General features: G+C 63.3%; 13 protein-coding genes and 1 pseudogene. 2 read left to right on the forward strand and 12 right to left on the reverse strand.

Annotated elements, in window-relative coordinates:
• Positions 1 to 10: 10 nt before the first annotated feature.
• From tuf to JCQ34_RS13620, 7 genes are all read right to left on the reverse strand, one after another.
• The gene (gene tuf, locus JCQ34_RS13590) at positions 11 to 1,201 is read right to left on the reverse strand and encodes an elongation factor Tu (protein ID WP_141159762.1); all 1,191 of its coding nucleotides are present in this window, start codon (positions 1,199 to 1,201) and stop codon (positions 11 to 13) included.
• 240 nt (positions 1,202 to 1,441) lie between these two features.
• The gene (fusA, locus tag JCQ34_RS13595) at positions 1,442 to 3,556 is read right to left on the reverse strand and encodes an elongation factor G (RefSeq protein WP_286398223.1); all 2,115 of its coding nucleotides are present in this window, start codon (positions 3,554 to 3,556) and stop codon (positions 1,442 to 1,444) included.
• A 69-nt stretch (positions 3,557 to 3,625) separates the two neighbouring features.
• Entirely contained in the window at positions 3,626 to 4,096 is a 471-nt protein-coding gene (rpsG, locus tag JCQ34_RS13600; RefSeq protein WP_003803829.1) for a 30S ribosomal protein S7, read from the reverse strand.
• A 1-nt stretch (position 4,097) separates the two neighbouring features.
• Positions 4,098 to 4,472 carry a 30S ribosomal protein S12 gene (gene rpsL / locus JCQ34_RS13605; protein WP_009358312.1) on the reverse strand — a complete coding sequence of 125 codons (375 nt, stop codon included), beginning with the start codon at positions 4,470 to 4,472 and terminating at the stop codon, positions 4,098 to 4,100.
• Positions 4,473 to 4,916: 444 nt separating this feature from the next.
• A complete protein-coding gene (locus JCQ34_RS13610) occupies positions 4,917 to 8,816 on the reverse strand; it encodes a DNA-directed RNA polymerase subunit beta' (RefSeq protein WP_142133083.1) in 3,900 nt (1,299 codons plus the stop codon).
• Between the two features lie 104 nt (positions 8,817 to 8,920).
• Positions 8,921 to 12,430 (reverse strand): DNA-directed RNA polymerase subunit beta, encoded by a 3,510-nt coding sequence (gene rpoB / locus JCQ34_RS13615; RefSeq protein ID WP_236799115.1) that lies wholly within the window; start codon positions 12,428 to 12,430, stop codon positions 8,921 to 8,923.
• Positions 12,431 to 12,746: 316 nt separating this feature from the next.
• Positions 12,747 to 13,229 carry a hypothetical protein gene (locus tag JCQ34_RS13620; RefSeq protein WP_286398225.1) on the reverse strand — a complete coding sequence of 161 codons (483 nt, stop codon included), beginning with the start codon at positions 13,227 to 13,229 and terminating at the stop codon, positions 12,747 to 12,749.
• A gap of 245 nt (positions 13,230 to 13,474) precedes the next feature.
• Between JCQ34_RS13620 and JCQ34_RS13625 the strand changes: the two genes are divergently transcribed.
• Together JCQ34_RS13625 and JCQ34_RS13630 are read left to right on the forward strand one after the other, a co-directional pair.
• Positions 13,475 to 14,674, forward strand: coding sequence for an acetyl-CoA C-acetyltransferase (locus JCQ34_RS13625; RefSeq protein WP_286404517.1), 1,200 nt, complete (start codon positions 13,475 to 13,477; stop codon positions 14,672 to 14,674).
• Positions 14,674 to 15,171, forward strand: coding sequence for an aminoacyl-tRNA deacylase (locus tag JCQ34_RS13630; protein WP_286398227.1), 498 nt, complete (start codon positions 14,674 to 14,676; stop codon positions 15,169 to 15,171). Before JCQ34_RS13625 ends, JCQ34_RS13630 begins: the two co-directional genes overlap by 1 nt.
• 77 nt (positions 15,172 to 15,248) lie before the next feature.
• Here JCQ34_RS13630 and rplL read toward each other — a convergent pair whose 3' ends face one another.
• The 5 genes and pseudogenes from rplL to rplA all read right to left on the reverse strand — a co-directional run bounded on the left by rplL (position 15,249) and on the right by rplA (position 18,682).
• Positions 15,249 to 15,626: a 50S ribosomal protein L7/L12 gene (gene rplL / locus JCQ34_RS13635; RefSeq protein WP_018760467.1), complete on the reverse strand. Its 378-nt coding sequence runs from the start codon at positions 15,624 to 15,626 to the stop codon at positions 15,249 to 15,251.
• A gap of 77 nt (positions 15,627 to 15,703) precedes the next feature.
• Positions 15,704 to 16,285 carry a 50S ribosomal protein L10 gene (gene rplJ, locus JCQ34_RS13640; RefSeq protein ID WP_255172854.1) on the reverse strand — a complete coding sequence of 194 codons (582 nt, stop codon included), beginning with the start codon at positions 16,283 to 16,285 and terminating at the stop codon, positions 15,704 to 15,706.
• Positions 16,286 to 16,581: 296 nt separating this feature from the next.
• Positions 16,582 to 17,700, reverse strand: coding sequence for a GNAT family N-acetyltransferase (locus tag JCQ34_RS13645; RefSeq protein WP_286398228.1), 1,119 nt, complete (start codon positions 17,698 to 17,700; stop codon positions 16,582 to 16,584).
• Between the two features lie 7 nt (positions 17,701 to 17,707).
• Positions 17,708 to 17,839 (reverse strand): annotated as a pseudogene (locus JCQ34_RS13650) (GNAT family N-acetyltransferase); the annotation flags it as partial.
• A 135-nt stretch (positions 17,840 to 17,974) separates the two neighbouring features.
• On the reverse strand, positions 17,975 to 18,682 hold the full coding sequence (rplA, locus tag JCQ34_RS13655; protein ID WP_286398230.1) for a 50S ribosomal protein L1: 708 nt from the start codon (positions 18,680 to 18,682) through the stop codon (positions 17,975 to 17,977).
• Between the last annotated feature and the right edge of the window lie 82 nt (positions 18,683 to 18,764).

Raw genomic sequence — 18,764 nt, forward strand, 5'->3', positions numbered from 1 at the left:
TCAGTAAGTACTACTTGATGATCTTGGTAACGCGTCCCGAACCAACGGTGCGGCCGCCTTCGCGGATTGCGAAGCCGAGGCCCTCTTCCATGGCGATGGGCTGGATGAGCGCAACGGTCATCTCAGTGTTGTCGCCGGGCATAACCATTTCCGTGCCCTCGGGCAGGGTGATAACGCCGGTTACGTCCGTGGTACGGAAGTAGAACTGCGGGCGGTAGTTCGAGTAGAACGGGTTGTGACGTCCGCCTTCGTCCTTGGAGAGGATGTAGACGTTGGCCTCGAAGTCGGTGTGCGGGGTGATGGAACCCGGCTTGACGACAACCTGGCCACGCTCGACATCGTCGCGCTTCAGACCGCGGAGCAGCAGGCCACAGTTCTCGCCGGCCCATGCTTCGTCGAGCTGCTTGTGGAACATCTCGATACCGGTAACCGTGGTCTTCTGGACCGGGCGGATGCCGACGATCTCGACCTCGGAGTTGATGGCGAGGGTTCCACGCTCGGCGCGGCCCGTAACAACGGTGCCACGACCGGTGATGGTGAAGACATCTTCGATCGGCATCAGGAACGGCTTGTCGCGGTCACGTACGGGGTCCGGAACGGACTCGTCGACAGCAGCCATCAGGTCCTCAACGGACTTGACCCACTCGGGGTCGCCTTCCAGGGCCTTCAGGCCGGAAACGCGGACCACCGGAGCGTTGTCGCCATCGAAGCCCTGCGAGCTCAGGAGCTCACGAACTTCCATTTCGACGAGGTCGAGGAGCTCTTCGTCATCGACCATGTCAGCCTTGTTCAGCGCGACCAGCAGGTAGGGAACACCAACCTGGCGGGCGAGCAGAACGTGCTCGCGGGTCTGAGCCATCGGGCCGTCAGTAGCGGCAACCACGAGGATTGCGCCGTCCATCTGAGCAGCACCGGTGATCATGTTCTTGATGTAGTCAGCGTGGCCGGGGGCGTCAACGTGTGCGTAGTGACGCTTCTCGGTCTGGTACTCCACGTGGGAGATGTTGATGGTAATACCGCGCTGACGCTCTTCGGGTGCAGAGTCGATCGACGCGAAGTCACGCTTCTCGTTGAGATCCGGGTACTTGTCGTACAGCACCTTGGAAATGGCGGCCGTCAGCGTCGTCTTACCGTGGTCAACGTGACCAATGGTGCCGATGTTGACGTGCGGCTTAGTCCGCTCGAACTTTGCCTTTGCCACAGGTTCCTCCTAGAACGTTTACAAATAGCTTGCCCTCCAGCCGCGCTTGTCGCGGTAGAACTCAGGCAAGTCTACTTGGGGGGCTTTGGATTGGTGAAATCGCAGATTCAGGAACTAATACTAGTCCCCTGAGCCTGTTCGTGCAGGCGGCCGGCCTGGACCGGCCGGCCCCCTGCACCGGATTCGTTGACCTTGGAGGCCGCCGTACCCGGGGTGTTCGCTTTGAAAGTCCGGAAAGGACTACTCGCCGCGGGACTTCTGGATGATCTCGTCGGCGACAGCCTTCGGGACCTCGGCGTAGCTGTTGAACGTCATGGAGTACACAGCACGGCCCTGGGTCTTGGAGCGCAGGTCACCGATGTAGCCGAACATGCCGGACAGCGGAACGTGCGCACGGATGACCTTGACGCCCTGTGCATCTTCCATGGACTGCATCTGGCCACGACGGGAGTTGAGGTCACCGATAACTTCACCCATGTATTCCTCAGGGGTGCGGACCTCGACATCCATCAGCGGTTCGAGCAGAACCGGGTTCGCCTTGCGTGCAGCTTCCTTGAAAGCCATACGGCCGGCGATCTTGAACGCCATTTCCGAGGAGTCAACATCGTGGTATGCGCCGTCAATCAGCGTTGCCTTGATGCCGACAACCGGGTAGCCAGCCAGGACGCCATCGTTCAGTGCGTCCTGGATGCCCGCGTCAACGGACGGGATGTACTCGCGCGGAACACGGCCACCGGTGACCTTGTTCTCGAACTCGTACAGCTCGCCCTCGGCGGTGTCCAGCGGCTCGATGGCAATCTGGATCTTTGCGAACTGGCCCGAACCACCGGTCTGCTTCTTGTGCGTGTAGTCGTGGCGTTCGACGGCGCGCTTGATGGTCTCGCGGTAGGCAACCTGGGGCTTGCCCACGTTTGCCTCGACCTTGAATTCGCGGCGCATGCGGTCCACCAGGATGTCCAGGTGGAGCTCGCCCATGCCGGCGATGATGGTCTGGCCGGTGTCTTCGTTGAGGGACACCTGGAAGGTGGGGTCCTCAGCGGAGAGCTTCTGGATGGCCGTGGAGAGCTTCTCCTGGTCACCCTTGGTGTTCGGCTCGATGGCAACCGAGATCACGGGCTCCGGGAAGCTCATGGACTCAAGCACGATCTGGTTGTTGGCATCACACAGGGTGTCACCCGTGGTGGTGTCCTTCAGGCCGATGGCTGCGTAGATGTGGCCGGCGGTAGCGCCCTCAACGGGCATTTCCTTGTTGGCGTGCATCTGGAACAGCTTGCCGATGCGCTCCTTCTTGCCCTTGGTGGAGTTGACCACCTGGGCGCCTGCTTCCACGTGACCGGAGTACACGCGGATGAAGGTGAGCTGACCGAAGAAGGGGTGTGCTGCAATCTTGAACGCCAGAGCCGAGAACGGCTCCTCGGCGGAAGGCTTGCGCGTCAGTTCCTTCTCTTCGTCGCGGGGATCGTGGCCGACCATCGGGGGGACGTCGAGCGGGTTGGGCAGGTAGTCCACAACTGCATCGAGCATCGGCTGAACGCCACGGTTCTTGAAGGCGGAGCCGCAGAAGATCGGGTAGAGCTCAGAGTTGATGGTCATCTTGCGGATGCCGGCCTTGAGCTCGTCGATCGAGATCTCTTCGCCCTCGAGGTACTTCTCCATGAGTTCTTCGGAAGACTCGGCGACGGTCTCAACGAGGTTCGACCGGTACTCCTCGGCCTTTTCCTGGAGGTCGGCCGGGATCTCGCGGATCTCGTACTTGGCACCCATGGTCACGTCGCCCTTGGCATCGCCGGGCCACACCAGGGCACGCATGTAAAGCAGGTCGACGACGCCGATGAAGTCGTTTTCGGCACCGATGGGCAGCTGCATGACCAGCGGCTTGGCACCGAGGCGGCTGATGATGGTGTCTACGGTGAAGTAGAAGTCAGCACCGAGCTTGTCCATCTTGTTGACGAAGCAGATACGCGGCACGTTGTACTTGTCGGCCTGGCGCCACACGGTCTCGGACTGCGGCTCAACGCCTTCCTTGCCATCGAAGACGGCAACTGCACCGTCGAGGACGCGCAGGGAGCGCTCAACCTCAACCGTGAAGTCCACGTGGCCGGGGGTGTCGATGATGTTGATCTGGTTGTTTTCCCAGAAGCAGGTCACGGCGGCAGACGTGATGGTGATGCCGCGTTCCTTTTCCTGTTCCATCCAGTCGGTGGTCGAAGCGCCGTCGTGCGTTTCGCCGATCTTGTGGTTCACACCCGTGTAGAACAGGATGCGCTCGGTTGTGGTGGTCTTGCCGGCATCAATGTGGGCCATGATGCCGATGTTGCGGACCTTACTAAGGTCGGTAAGCACGTCCTGTGCCACGGGGTCTCCTTTTGGGATGGACTACACGTTCGCCGCCGGCTCTGTTGAGCCGGCGGCGCCCGGGGAGTATTACCAGCGGTAGTGTGCGAAGGCCTTGTTGGACTCGGCCATCTTGTGGGTGTCTTCGCGACGCTTCACAGCGGCACCGAGACCGTTGGACGCATCCAGGATTTCGTTCTGGAGGCGTTCGGTCATCGTCTTTTCGCGGCGGGCCTTGGAGTAGCCAACCAGCCACCGCAGAGCGAGTGCGGTGGAGCGGCCCGGCTTGACCTCAACCGGAACCTGGTAGGTGGCGCCACCGACACGGCGGGAGCGGACCTCGAGGGAAGGCTTGACGTTGTCCATGGCCTTCTTGAGGGCTGCAACGGGGTCGCCGCCGGACTTGGCGCGGGCGCCTTCGAGTGCACCGTAGACAATGCGCTCTGCCGTGGACTTCTTGCCGTCAACGAGCACCTTGTTGATGAGCTGGGTTACCAGCGGGGAACCGTATACCGGATCCGAAACGAGCGGCCGCTTGGGGGCCGGACCCTTGCGAGGCATATTACTTCTTCTCCATCTTTGCGCCGTAGCGGCTGCGGGCCTGCTTACGGTTCTTCACACCCTGGGTATCGAGGGCGCCACGGACGATCTTGTAGCGGACACCCGGGAGGTCCTTCACACGACCACCGCGAACGAGCACAATGGAGTGCTCCTGCAGGTTGTGGCCAACACCGGGGATGTAGGCGGTAACTTCCACGCCGCCGTTGAGGCGCACACGTGCCACCTTACGCAGAGCCGAGTTCGGCTTCTTCGGGGTGGTGGTGTAGACGCGGGTGCAGACACCGCGGCGCATGGGGCTGCCCTTAAGCGCGGGAGCCTTGGTCTTTGAGACCTTAGGCGTGCGGCCCTTGCGGACCAGCTGGTTAATCGTAGGCACTCTCGTGTTCTCCGTTTTATCCGGAGTGGCTGTTTCCGGCCACTCTCCTGTTGCGTTGCCCCGCCGCCCGGGCCCTGAAGGGAATCTCCATGGCGGCGAAGGCGAAGCCTTAATAGTCGGATCGCATACCGGGACGAAACGTACATTCCTGCAGTTCCCTAGGCATGCAAAAATGTGGCATACGTTGCACAAGAACCCTGCAAACCGGAAACGTCGCTCTGGTCCAGCCTTTCAGCTGATACCGGCGCTCTCATCCACTGCCACAATAACAATTGGTAACAAGTCTAGCACGGACAGGCTCCATGCCTTAATCGGGGCACTCCCCCGGCTTAAACGGGGATGGTCCCCCACCTTGCGGTGCGGGACCATTCCTCTACGTCCTAAGGCGGGGCGGAGGGTCCCTACGTGGCGCGGAACGCGACACGAAAGGGACCGCCCTGCCCGTTACCGGAAGTCGTTGCCCAGGTCGTAGTCATCCAGGGGGATGGCGTGGAACTCGGGAGCTCCGTCACCGCCCAGGGTGTCGTACGAGAAGTCACTGAAAGCGCTGGGGCCGGTGAACAGGTTGGCCTTTGCTTCTTCAGTGGGCTCGACGGTGACCTCGGTGTAGCGCGGGAGGCCCGTGCCGGCCGGGATCAGCTTACCGATGATGACGTTCTCCTTGAGGCCCAGCAGCGGATCGCTCTTGCCTTCCATGGCCGCCTGCGTCAGGACGCGGGTGGTCTCCTGGAAGGAAGCTGCGGACAGCCAGGACTCGGTGGCGAGCGACGCCTTGGTGATGCCCATGAGTTCAGGACGCCCGGAAGCCGGAGTCTTGCCCTCGGACACAACACGGCGGTTGGCTTCCTCGAACCGGCTGCGCTCGGCGAGCTCGCCGGGCAGCAGGTCGGATTCGCCGGACTCGATGACCGTGACGCGGCGCAGCATCTGGCGGACGATAACCTCGACGTGCTTGTCGTGGATACCGATGCCCTGGCTGCGGTACACGCCCTGGACTTCGTCCACCAGGAACTTCTGCGCCGCACGCGGACCCATGATGCGCAGGACCTGCTTGGGGTCCACAGGGCCGTTGATCAGCTTCTGGCCGACGGAGACGTGGTCGCCGTCTTCGATCAGCAGCCGTGAACGGCGCAGCACCGGGTAGGCGATCTCTTCCGAGCCGTCATCCGGGGTGATGACCAGGCGCATCTGGCGCTCGGACTCTTCGATGGTGATGCGGCCGGCTGCTTCAGCAATCGGTGCAACACCCTTCGGAGTGCGGGCTTCGAAGAGCTCCTGGATACGGGGCAGACCCTGGGTGATGTCGTCGCCACCACCGGCGGAAACAGCACCACCGGTGTGGAACGTACGCATGGTCAGCTGGGTACCGGGCTCACCGATGGACTGTGCGGCGATGATGCCCACGGCCTCGCCGATGTCCACGGTCTTGCCGGTGGCCAGCGAGCGGCCGTAGCACAGGGCGCAGGTGCCGACGCTGGACTCACAGGTGAGTACGGAGCGGACCTTGACCTCGGTGATGCCTGCCTTGAAGAGCTCGTCGATAACCACGTCGCCGCAGTCGGTGCCGGCGGCTGCGAGGACGTTGCCCTCGGAGTCCACGACGTCGACAGCCAGCGTACGTGCGTAAGCGCTGTTCTCGACGTTCTCGTCCAGGACCAGCTCACCGTTGGAGTCGGCGACGGCGATGGGCGTGACCAGGCCGCGCTCGGTGCCGCAGTCCTCTTCACGGACGATGACGTCCTGCGAGACGTCCACCAGACGACGGGTCAGGTAACCGGAGTTGGCGGTACGCAGAGCGGTATCGGCGAGGCCCTTACGGGCACCGTGCGTGGCGATGAAGTATTCCAGCACCGACAGGCCCTCACGGTAGGAGGACTTGATGGGGCGCGGGATGATCTCACCCTTCGGGTTGGCCACCAGGCCACGGATACCCGCAATCTGGCGGACCTGCATCCAGTTACCACGTGCACCGGAGGACACCATGCGGTTGATGGTGTTCATCGGGGACAGGCTCTCACGCATCACCGAGGCGATGTCGTTGGTGGCCTTGTTCCAGATCTCGATGAGCTCCTGGCGGCGCTCGTCGTCATCGATCAGGCCCTTGTCGTACTGGCCCTGGATCTTGGCGGCGCGCTCTTCGTACCCGGCAAGGATTTCCGGCTTGGCAGCAGGAACCTCGATGTCGGAGATGGCAACGGTGACGCCTGAACGGGTGGCCCAGTAGAAACCGGCATCCTTCAGGTTGTCCAGCGTTGCAGCGGTGACAACCTTCGGGTAGCGCTCGGCGAGGTCGTTGACGATGCGGGACAGTTCGCCCTTGTCGGCAACAGCCTCAACCCACGGGTAGTCCTCGGGCAGGGTCTCGTTGAAGATGACCTGGCCCAGGGAGGTTTCAACCAGTGCGGGCTGACCCTGCTCCCAGCCTTCGGGAGCTTCCCAGCCGGCGTACGGGACGAAGCCTTCAAGGCGGATCTTGACCTGCGAGTTCAGGTGCAGCTCGCGGGCGTCGAAGGCCATGATGGCTTCCGAGACCGAACCGAACACGCGGCCTTCACCAGCTGAACCCTTGCGCTTGGTGGTCAGGTGGTACAGGCCGATGATCATATCCTGCGAAGGCAGGGTGACCGGGCGTCCGTCAGAGGGCTTCAGGATGTTGTTCGAGGACAGCATCAGGATGCGGGCCTCAGCCTGCGCCTCGGGGCTCAGCGGCAGGTGGACTGCCATCTGGTCGCCGTCGAAGTCGGCGTTGAACGCGCCACAAACCAGCGGGTGCAGCTGGATTGCCTTGCCTTCAACAAGCTGCGGCTCGAACGCCTGGATGCCCAGGCGGTGCAGGGTAGGTGCACGGTTGAGCAGCACCGGGTGTTCGGTGATGATCTCTTCGAGCACGTCCCAGACCTGGGGGCGGTAGCGCTCCACCATCCGCTTGGCGGACTTGATGTTCTGGGCGTGGTTGAGGTCAACCAGGCGCTTCATCACGAACGGCTTGAAGAGCTCCAGGGCCATCTGCTTGGGCAGGCCGCACTGGTGCAGCTTCAGCTGCGGGCCGACGACGATGACCGAACGGCCGGAGTAGTCGACGCGCTTGCCGAGGAGGTTCTGGCGGAAACGGCCCTGCTTGCCCTTGAGCATGTCGCTCAGGGACTTCAGCGGACGGTTGCCCGGTCCGGTGACCGGACGGCCGCGGCGGCCGTTGTCGAAGAGGCTGTCAACAGCTTCCTGAAGCATGCGCTTCTCGTTGTTGACGATGATCTCCGGAGCACCCAGGTCAAGCAGGCGCTTGAGGCGGTTGTTGCGGTTGATCACGCGGCGGTACAGGTCGTTGAGGTCCGAGGTCGCAAAGCGGCCACCGTCCAGCTGGACCATGGGGCGCAGTTCCGGCGGGATCACCGGGACGGCGTCGAGGACCATGCCAAGCGGGCTGTTGTTGGTGGTCAGGAATGCATTGACCACCTTCAGGCGCTTGAGGGCACGGGTCTTGCGCTGGCCCTTGCCGTTGGCGATGACGTCGCGCAGTGCCTCGGACTCGGCCTGCATGTCGAAGTTCTCAAGGCGCTTCTTGATGGCTTCGGCACCCATGGAGCCTTCGAAGTACATGCCGTAGCGGTCGCGCAGTTCGCGGTACAGGCCTTCGTCACCTTCAAGGTCGGCGACCTTCAGGTTCTTGAAGCGGTCCCAGACCTGCTCGAGGCGTTCGATGTCGGCGTCGGCACGCTTGCGGACGTTGGCCATCTGGCGGTCGGCGGAGTCGCGGGCCTTCTTCTTGTCCGCAGCCTTGGCGCCTTCGCCCTCAAGGCGGGCGATTTCGCCTTCGAGGTCGCGGGCGATCGCGGCGATATCGGCGTCGCGGTTGTCGATCAGCTGCTTCTTCTCGATGTCGTGCTCAACCTGCAGGTTGGGCAGTTCCTCGTGGCGGGCGGCCTCGTCAACGCTGGTGATCATGTAGGCAGCGAAATAGATGACCTTTTCGAGGTCCTTCGGAGCCAGGTCAAGGAGGTAGCCCAGGCGGGACGGAACACCCTTGAAGTACCAGATGTGCGTGACCGGGGCGGCCAGTTCAATGTGGCCCATGCGCTCACGGCGGACCTTGGCGCGGGTGACTTCGACGCCACAGCGCTCACAGATGATGCCCTTGAAGCGCACGCGCTTGTACTTGCCGCAGTAGCATTCCCAGTCGCGGGACGGGCCGAAGATCTTCTCGCAGAAGAGGCCGTCCTTCTCGGGCTTAAGCGTGCGGTAGTTGATGGTTTCCGGCTTCTTAACCTCGCCGTACGACCAGCCGCGGATGTCTTCCGCGGTGGCGAGGCCGATCTGCATGAGGCCGAAGGAGGATTCGCTGGACATATGGTCCCTGTTCTCTCTTGTTCTCTAAATTCTGAAGTCTTGGTGCGGGATGAGGGAGGCGGCGTACGACGGCGGGTTCCCACCCGCCGTCGTACGGGCGCCTGCTAGACCTCTTCTACGGAGCTGGGCTCTGCGCGAGACAGATCGATGCCCAGTTCCTCCGCAGCCGTGAAGACTGCGTCATCAGAGTCACGCATTTCAATTGTGGTTCCGTCCGTAGAAAGAACTTCCACGTTCAGGCACAGCGACTGCATTTCCTTGATCAAGACCTTGAAGGATTCGGGAACGCCCGGCTCGGGGATGTTCTCGCCCTTGACGATCGCTTCGTAGACCTTCACACGACCGTGGATGTCATCCGACTTGATCGTGAGGAGTTCCTGGAGCGTGTAGGCGGCGCCGTAAGCTTCGAGGGCCCACACTTCCATTTCACCGAAGCGCTGGCCACCGAACTGTGCCTTACCACCCAGCGGCTGCTGCGTGATCATGGAGTACGGACCGGTGGAGCGTGCGTGGATCTTGTCGTCCACCAGGTGGTGGAGCTTCAGGATGTACATGTAGCCGACCGAGATCGGATCCGGGAACGGCTCGCCGGAGCGGCCGTCAAACAGGCGCGTCTTGCCAGACGAGTTGATCAGGCGGTCACCATCGCGGGTTACGTTGGTGGAATCCAGCAGGCCCGTGATTTCCTCTTCGCGGGCGCCATCGAACACCGGCGTTGCAACAGTGGTGGGACCACTCTCACGCGGCAGGTTAGGCAGCTGCTTGACCCATTCGGGCTCGCCTTCGATCTTCCAACCGGTCTTGGCAACCCAGCCGAGGTGCGTTTCGAGCACCTGGCCCACGTTCATACGGCCCGGAACACCCAGCGGGTTCAGGACGATGTCAACGGGCGTGCCGTCGGCAAGGAAGGGCATGTCCTCGATCGGGAGGATCTTGGAGATAACACCCTTGTTGCCGTGGCGGCCGGCGAGCTTGTCGCCGTCGGTGATCTTGCGCTTGGCGGCCACGTAGACGCGGACCAACTGGTTGACGCCCGGGGGCAGTTCGTCGTCGTTGTCGCGGTCGAAGACGCGCACGCCGATAACGGTGCCGGACTCGCCGTGGGGCACCTTCAGGGACGTGTCGCGCACTTCGCGGGACTTCTCGCCGAAGATGGCGCGCAGCAGGCGCTCCTCCGGGGTCAGCTCGGTTTCACCCTTCGGGGTGACCTTTCCGACCAGGATGTCCCCTGCTTCAACCTCGGCACCGATGTGGATGATGCCGCGCTCGTCCAGCCCAGCGAGGACTTCCTCGGACACATTGGGGATGTCACGGGTGATTTCCTCGGCACCAAGCTTGGTGTCGCGGGCATCGATCTCGTGCTCCTCGATGTGGATGGAGGAAAGGACATCCTCGGCAACGATGCGCTGCGAGAGGATGATGGCGTCCTCGAAGTTGTGGCCTTCCCACGACATGAACGCCACGAGCAGGTTCTTGCCGAGTGCCAGTTCACCCTGGTCCGTTGCCGGGCCGTCGGCGATGATGCCGCCAACTTCCAGGCGCTGGCCTTCATTCACCAGGACTCGGTGGTTGTAGCAGTTGCCCTGGTTGGAGCGGGCGAACTTGTTGATGCGGTAGTTGGTCTCGGTGCCGTCGTCGTTGAGCATGATGACGAGCTCGGCGGAAACCTCGGTGACCACACCGGCCTTCTTGGCGATGACAACGTCACCGGCGTCGACGGCGGCGGCGCGCTCCATGCCGGTACCCACAACGGGTGCCTCGGAGCGGACCAGCGGCACAGCCTGGCGCTGCATGTTGGCGCCCATGAGTGCACGGTTGGCGTCGTCGTGCTCCAGGAACGGGATCAGGGCGGTTGCCACGGACACCATCTGGCGCGGGGAAACGTCCATGAACTCAACGTCCTCGGCCGGAACCAGGACGGGCTCGCCTCCACCACCACGGGCACGCACGAGGACAGTGTCTTCGGCGAACTTGTTGTTCTCGTCCAGCGGCGCGTTGGCCTGGGCGATCAGCACCTCGGCTTCGTCGTCGGCCGTCAGGTACTGGACGTCGTCGGACACGACGCCGTCCTTGACCAGGCGGTACGGGGTCTCGATGAAGCCGAACGGGTTGATGCGTCCGTAGGATGCCAGCGAACCGATCAGGCCAATGTTGGGGCCTTCAGGGGTTTCGATGGGGCACATGCGTCCGTAGTGGGACGGGTGCACGTCACGGACTTCCATGCCGGCGCGGTCACGGGACAGACCACCGGGGCCAAGGGCCGACAGGCGGCGCTTGTGGGTCAGGCCCGACAGCGGGTTGTTCTGGTCCATGAACTGCGACAGCTGGGAGGTTCCGAAGAACTCCTTGATGGCTGCAACCACGGGGCGGATGTTGATCAGGGTCTGCGGCGTGATGGCCTCGACGTCCTGGGTGGTCATACGCTCGCGGACAACGCGCTCCATACGGGACAGGCCGGTGCGGACCTGGTTCTCGATGAGCTCGCCCACGGCGCGGATGCGGCGGTTGCCGAAGTGGTCGATGTCGTCGATTTCGACGCGCAAGTCCACTTCCTGGCCATCGCGGGTGCCCTTGATGGTCTTCTCGCCGGCGTGCAGCGCGACGAGGAACTTGATCATGGCAACGATGTCTTCAACGTGCAGAACCGAAGCTTCCTTGTCGCCAAGGGAGCGGTCGATGCCCAGCTTGCGGTTGATCTTGTAGCGGCCAACCTTGGCCAGATCATAGCGCTTGGAGTTGAAGTACAGGTTGTCCAGCAGGGACTGGGCAGCCTCGACGGTGGGCGGCTCGCCCGGACGCAGCTTGCGGTAGATGTCCAGCAGGGCGTCTTCGCGGGTTTCGGTGGCGTCCTTCTCCAGGGTTGCCCGCATGGAGTCGTACTGGCCGAACTCTTCGAGGATCTGGCCTTCGGTCCAGCCAAGTGCCTTCAGCAGGACGGTGACGGACTGCTTGCGCTTGCGGTCGAGGCGGACACCGACCTGGTCGCGCTTATCGATTTCGAGTTCGAACCAGGCACCGCGGGACGGGATGATCTTGGCGGTGAAGATGTCCTTGTCGCTGGTCTTGTCAGCGGCACGCTCGAAGTAGGCGCCCGGCGAACGGACCAGCTGGGAGACGACGACACGCTCGGTGCCGTTGACGACGAAGGTGCCCTTCTCGGTCATCAGCGGGAAGTCACCCATAAACACGGTCTGCTGCTTGATTTCGCCCGTGTTGTTGTTCATGAACTCGGCCTTGACGTACAGCGGAGCCGAGTAGGTGGCGTCCCGGTCCTTGCACTCAGCCATGGTGTACTTGGGGTCAGCGAACTCCGGATCGGAGAAGCTCAGGGACATGGTGCCCTGGAAATCCTCGATCGGGGAGATCTCTTCGAAGATGTCCGACAGGCCGGACGTGGTGGCGACGCTGAGATCGTTTTCTTCGACAGCCTTTGCCACGCGTGCCTGCCAGCGCTCATTGCCGACCAGCCAGTCAAAGCTGTCCGTCTGCAGGGCAAGCAGATTCGGAACGTCAAGAGGTTCGTGAATCTTTGCGAATGAGAGCCGGCGAGTGGCACCATCAGTGCTGTCGGCAGTGTTAGCGGTTTCGTTATTAGAGGTGCTCGAGGCGACCAAGAGGGATCCTTCCACAGACCTTCAGGCGTTTTCAGATCTCCCCCGCTGTGCACCCTGCGAAGTGACTCCGCAGCGCTACCATCCGGTTCCGCTATATGACCCGGGACCCGAAACTAGCTATGCTGTGACCGTTGTTACGGCACGTTGATTGCCAGCTGCCGGGCGAAGCCCACCGCTATATGAAGGCTGAAGGTAAACAGGGAAGACGCAAATATCTACGATACGGCAAAACAACCTTCGTTGTCTACCCCACATCCGGTCGGATTGCAAGCACCGGATATCCGGCTCCCAGCACAGGCCTCCCGGGCCCCCGAGGTCAAAGCCGGAGCGTTACACCGGCCGCAGTGCACGCCGCGGAGTTGGCGAAGACGGCATCCCTGACTGCGTCCTGGGATTCCTTCGCCGGCTTGCCGCTGGACTCCGCTGCCGAGGACTTGTCCAGCGCCAGCAGGCCGAGGGAACTGAACAGTCCCCGAAGGTCACCGGACACCGTGTCCTTTGCGTCCTGGGCCTTCAGGTACACGTCCTCGTAGCCGTTGGAGTCGGTGGGCGACACGGCGCCATAGTCCGCCACCAGCTTGTTGAAGAGCTCGCAGGCTTCCCGGGTGGCGGCCGCGTTGGCGCCCTGGCTTGCCGTGCCGGTACCTGAAGGGCTGCTGCCCTTCGTTTCGAGGGCCGGGGCCGAAGAAGACGGGCCGGCCTGGGACGATTCCGCCGGGGCGGGCGTGGACACGGAGCAGCCTGCCAGCGCGCAGCCTGCGACTACCGCGACCGCTGCCGTTATCACTGTCTTCTTCACGATCCCCACTCCGTCCGTCCCGCCTGCCGGCCGGTTTCCCCGCAAAGCGCGTCCCCCGCAAGCCTCGCCATCCACCCTACGCAAGCGGCCGCCGTCGTGCACAATGCGCCATTGGGGACCGCTCCCCGGCCAGGAATGCACATAGGCCGGAATGCACATAGGCGTTCCAGCGTTTGAATAGATGGGTGACCAGGCTCACGATAGCCTTGGTGGCCTACACCGGAACCGGATTGAAAGTGGTAACCATGGTCAACTCTCCTGACAGCAGCGACGTTGTCATCCTCGGGGCGGCACGGACTCCGCAGGGCCGGATCAACGGCCAGCTCTCAAGCCTCACGGCAGTGGACCTCGGTGCCCACGCCATCAAGGCCGCGCTGGAAGGCAGCGGCGTGGAGGCCGCCGACGTGGAGGCGGTCATCATGGGGCAGGTGCTCCAGGCGGGCGCCGGACAGAACCCCGCACGGCAGAGCGCCATCGGCGCCGGCATCGGATGGAACGTCCCGGCGGTAACGGTCAACAAGGTGTGCCTTTCCGGCCTGACCGCGGTGATCGACGCCGCCCGGATGATCCGCGCCGGCGAGGCCGCGGTGGTGGTGGCAGGCGGGCAGGAGTCGATGAGCCGGGCCCCGCACCTGCTGCCCGGATCGCGCCAGGGCTGGACCTACGGATCCATCCAGGCGCTGGACGCTGCCGCCCACGACGGCCTGACCGACGCCTTTGACGGACAGTCCATGGGCCTGTCCACCGAGACGCGGAACCTCACGCTGGGCATTGACCGCACGTCGCAGGACAACGTAGCGGCCCAGTCGCACCAGCGCGCGGCGCTTGCGGCAAAGAACGGAACGTTCGACGGCGAGATCGCACCTGTCAGCGTCAAGCAGCGCAAGGGCGATCCGCTGGTAGTTGATACAGATGAAGGCGTCCGCCCCAATACGTCGGTGGAGTCGCTGGCCCGCCTGCGCGCGGCCTTCGTCACCGACGGCACCATCACGGCAGGCAACTCCTCTCCCCTGTCGGACGGGGCTGCCGCCTTGGTCCTCGCGTCCCGCGGCTACGCGGAGGAGCACGGGCTGGAGTACCTGGCGGTGGTGGGAAAGCCCGGGCAGGTTGCCGGTCCTGACAATTCCCTGCACTCGCAGCCCTCGAACGCCATCATGAATGCCCTTGGCAAGGCCGGCTGGAGCACCTCCGACCTTGACTTCATCGAGATCAACGAGGCCTTCGGCTCCGTTGCCGTCCAGTCCCTCAAGGACCTGGACTACCCCCTGGAAAAGTGCAACATCCACGGCGGTGCCATCGCACTGGGGCACCCCATCGGCGCCTCCGGAGCCCGACTGGCCGCCCATGCCGCCCATGAGCTGAAGCGGCGCGGAACCGGCAAGGCTGCCGTATCCCTTTGCGGCGGGGGCGGGCAGGGCGAGGCCCTCCTGCTGTACCGCGACTGATGGCGGGCGCATCCGGAAGCCGAGCGGACGGCGTTGGACAGGAACGGTTCCTGGCCGACGCCGAAGCCCGTGGCCTGCAGGTCGAGGTGGTGGAGCGGCCCGCAGCGAAGAGCCTCGAAGAGGCCGCGGGCATCTTGGGCATCACCCCGGCGGACATCGTCAAATCCCTGGTGGTCAAGCACAAGGACGGGACCTTCCTGTTCGCCCTGATCCCGGGCGACCGGCAGATCTCCTGGCCCAAGCTGCGCACACTGGTTGGCGTGAACAAGCTGTCGCTTCCACCGGCCGAAACGGCGCTGGAGGCGACTGGCTACGAGCGCGGAACCATCACGCCCCTGGGCAGCACCACCGCATGGCCCGTCTACGCGGATGCCACCATCACCGGACGCCGCATCTCCATGGGGGCCGGCGCCCACGGCTACAGTGCCTTTGTCGATGCCGACGCGCTGACCGCCGCCCTGGGTGCCGTGGTGGCTGACATCAGCGAGCCCGGCTAGCGCCGAAACCGGGTTAAAGCAGGAAACCCCGCCCAACTGCTTCGCAGTGGGCGGGGTTTCCGAAGGAAAAGGCGTTGTTACTTGAGGGTAACGGTGGCGCCTGCAGCCTCGAGCTGCTCCTTGGCCTTCTCGGCAGCTTCCTTGTTGGCGCCTTCGAGGACAGCCTTGGGGGCGCTGTCAACCAGGTCCTTGGCTTCCTTGAGGCCGAGGGAGGTGATGGCGCGAACTTCCTTGATGACTGCGATCTTCTTGTCACCGGCAGATTCGAGGATGACGTCGAAGTCGGTCTTCTCTTCAACCTCTTCAGCAGCTCCGCCACCGGCGGGGCCGGCAACGGCTACAGCAGCAGCGGTAACTTCGAAGGTCTCTTCGAAGAGCTTGACGAACTCGGAGAGCTCGATGATGGTCAGTTCCTTGAAAGCTTCAATGAGCTCTTCGTTGCTGAGCTTCGCCATGGTAGGCGTCCTTCCTGTTGTGGTGCCGGAACGGCGCGGGGCCGCACCAACACCGGAGTCTGGTGGGGGTAAGAGAATTAGTTCTCTTCGGCAGCGGGAGCTTCAGCGGGAGCTTCAGCTTCAGCGGCAGGAGCTTCTTCAGCGGCGGGCGCTTCGGCAGCTGCCGGTGCACCGTTCTCTTCTTCAAGCTTGAGGCGCAGTGCGTCGATGATGCGTGCAGCTGCGGCGGCAGGGGCCTTGAGGACGCCTGCAACCTTGGCGAGCTGCAGCTCGCGGGACTCGAGGGCAGCCAGTGCGGCAACCTCGCTGGCGTCCAGCGCCTTGCCCTCGAAGTAACCGGTCTTGATGACCAGCTGCTTGTTGGCCTTGGCAAAATCCGTCAGGCTCTTGGCAGCGGCAACTGCGTCACCCTTGATGAACGCGATTGCAGTGGGGCCGGCAAGCTGGCCGTCGAATGCTTCGACGCCGGCTTCCTTGGCTGCAATGGCGGTCAGGGTGTTCTTGACGACCGCGAACTTGGTGTCCTGGCCGAGAGAAACACGCAGCTGCTTGAGCTGTGCAACGGTGAGCCCGCGGTATTCGGTCAGGACAGCGGCGTTCGATTCCTTGAAATCGTTAGTGATCTCAGCTACTGCTGAAACCTTGGTAGGCGTTGCCATAACCCTCCTTCCGGGGATAGTGCCGGTATTCGACGGTCCCCGCTCAAGAGAGCTAAAACTAAAAACGCCCCGCGCAGATGCACGGGGCTTGGCTCAACACGGCTTTACCGCGGAGCTTTGCTTCGTTCACCTGCGCCGGCCGCCCTGCGTTGAGGGTCCTTCGTCCGGAAAGCCACTGTGGTCCCCAGCGCACGACTACAGAGTTGAGCCATGTTCAGGAGAGTGGATTTCCAACAACCGACGGTCTTTGGTACCCCCAGCTTACGCGAGGCGCCGCCCGTCCGCCAAATCGGCGCTCAACTGGTGCTGGTTCGCAGGGTTGGAAGCTCTTTTTGCCAGATTCCCGTTACCCCCGCCGTCCGGAAACCGAGCTGCTTGTTGACCGTCAGGAGGTACCGGTTCTCCGGCGCATTCCAGGTGTAAATAATGCGTGCATCCGGGAACTGCTCGCTGAGCCGTTCCATATTGGCCACCTTGATCAGCAGGCCCAGCTTGTTGCCGCGGTGCTCCTGCAGGATCAGGGTATCGTCCTGGAACACGACGTCCGCCCGGTGCGCCAGCACCGTGATGGTGGTCAGTCCCACCAGCGTTCCCGTGGCGATGTGCTCCACGGCGGTGACCACCGTCCGCCTCCCCTGCGCGATGGCGACGTCCTCCGCCTCCCGGAGGATGCCGGCGTCGAACACCATGTCCTGCTCAATCGGCGCATCCAGCGACGGGTCAACGTCCACTCCGGCCTGGTTTTCAAGGGCCGCCACGGCCTCCAGCCAGCGTTCCGGGCAACGGTCCGTCCAGTGGTGCAACCGGTACCTGCCGTTGTTGGCCTCCTCCGCTTCGGCCTGGAGGTCAGCCACCAGCTTGGTGTCCAGGGGCAGGAGGCAGGAGCTGAACTGCTCGATGTGCTGCAGTGTGTATCCGGTCTTCCGGGCGAACTCCACTTCCCGGCTCTCCAGCGGCACGAACCCCTGGCCTGACCCGGGGACAAGCTGGGCCTGCTCGAACTCGTGCAGTGACGCGCCGGGGTGGTTGGTGTCCACCAGGATCATGGTGCGGCCTTCGCCCCGGGCCAGGTGTTCGGCCGCCTCCAGCAGCCGGCGCCCCACCCCCTGCCGCTGGTACTCCGGCAGGATGTCCAGGGTGAGCTCGGCCAGGTTGAGGTGGTCGGTCAGGGGCAACGCGATGTCCACCGTACCTACGATGGCGCCGTCCACCTTTGCCACCAGGATCAGCTGGCGCTCATACGGGTCCGCGAACTCCAGCAGCTTCTCGAGCGGACCGTAGGCGAGATCGTCACTTCCCCAGGTCTGCATCCGCACTTTGCGGCCCACTTCCACGGCCGCCAGGAAGTCGGCAGCGTCCGGGGTGTCCAGTGAGTCAGGAATCCAGAGCTGCTCGATCTTAACGTCTATTGCCATTCGGGCATCATCCCAGCCGTTTGTGCCACTCACCTTCATAGCCAGCAGGCTTGAATCCAAGTGCGGTATTTATCGCCAGCATATGCTGGTTTCCGCTGGCATTCCATGCCGGGACCGAGCGCGCCGACGGCCCTTTTTCTCCCCGGGCAGACGGACGGACGACGGCGGCAATCACCATCAAAGGGTCCAAAAAGAAGACCGTCCCGGCGCTGTTGCGCCGGGACGGTCTTCGGGTGCTCCGGAATCAGTCCAGGGCGGGAACTTCAATCAAGGACTACGCCTCGGTGAGCACCTTGGTGACGTTGGGGTCCACGGAGATGCCCGGGCCGAACGTGGTGGCCACGGTGGCCTTCTGGATGTAGCGGCCCTTGGCAGCGGACGGCTTGAGGCGAAGAACCTCTTCCAGGGCTGCTGCGTAGTTCTCGGCCAGCTTCGCGGTGTCGAAGGAAACCTTGCCGATAATGAAGTGCAGGTTGGAGTGCTTGTCGACGCGGAAGTCGATCTTGCCACCTTTGATGTCGTTGACGGCCTTGGTGACATCGGGAGTCACGGTGCCCGTCTTCGGGTTCGGCATCAGGTTACGCGGACCCAGGACCTTACCGAGGCGGCCAACCTTGCCCATGAGGTCAGGGGTGGCAACGGCTGCGTCGAAGTCGGTCCAGCCACCGGCGATCTTTTCGATCAGGTCGTCGGAGCCAACGAAGTCGGCGCCGGCTGCGATTGCGGCCTCTGCCTTGTCGCCCGTGGCGAAGACCAGGACGCGGGCGGTCTTACCGGTGCCGTGGGGCAGGTTGACGGTGCCGCGGACCATCTGGTCAGCCTTGCGGGGGTCGACGCCGAGGCGGAAAGCAACCTCAACGGTGGCGTCGAACTTGGACGGGTTGGTGTCCTTAGCCAGCGTTACTGCCTCGAGCGGTGCGTAGTGCTTGGTTGCATCGATCTTGGCGGCTGCTGCCTCATATGCTTTGCTGCGCTTTGCCATGCTGCTTGTTTCTCCTTGTGCAGTTGTGGTCTGCGGACCGCGCTGGGCCCTGCCACAGTCGCCCAATCCGGTTCGTTATCCG

This window comes from Pseudarthrobacter defluvii (assembly GCF_030323865.1).
Classification (GTDB): Bacteria; Actinomycetota; Actinomycetes; order Actinomycetales; family Micrococcaceae; genus Arthrobacter; species Arthrobacter sedimenti.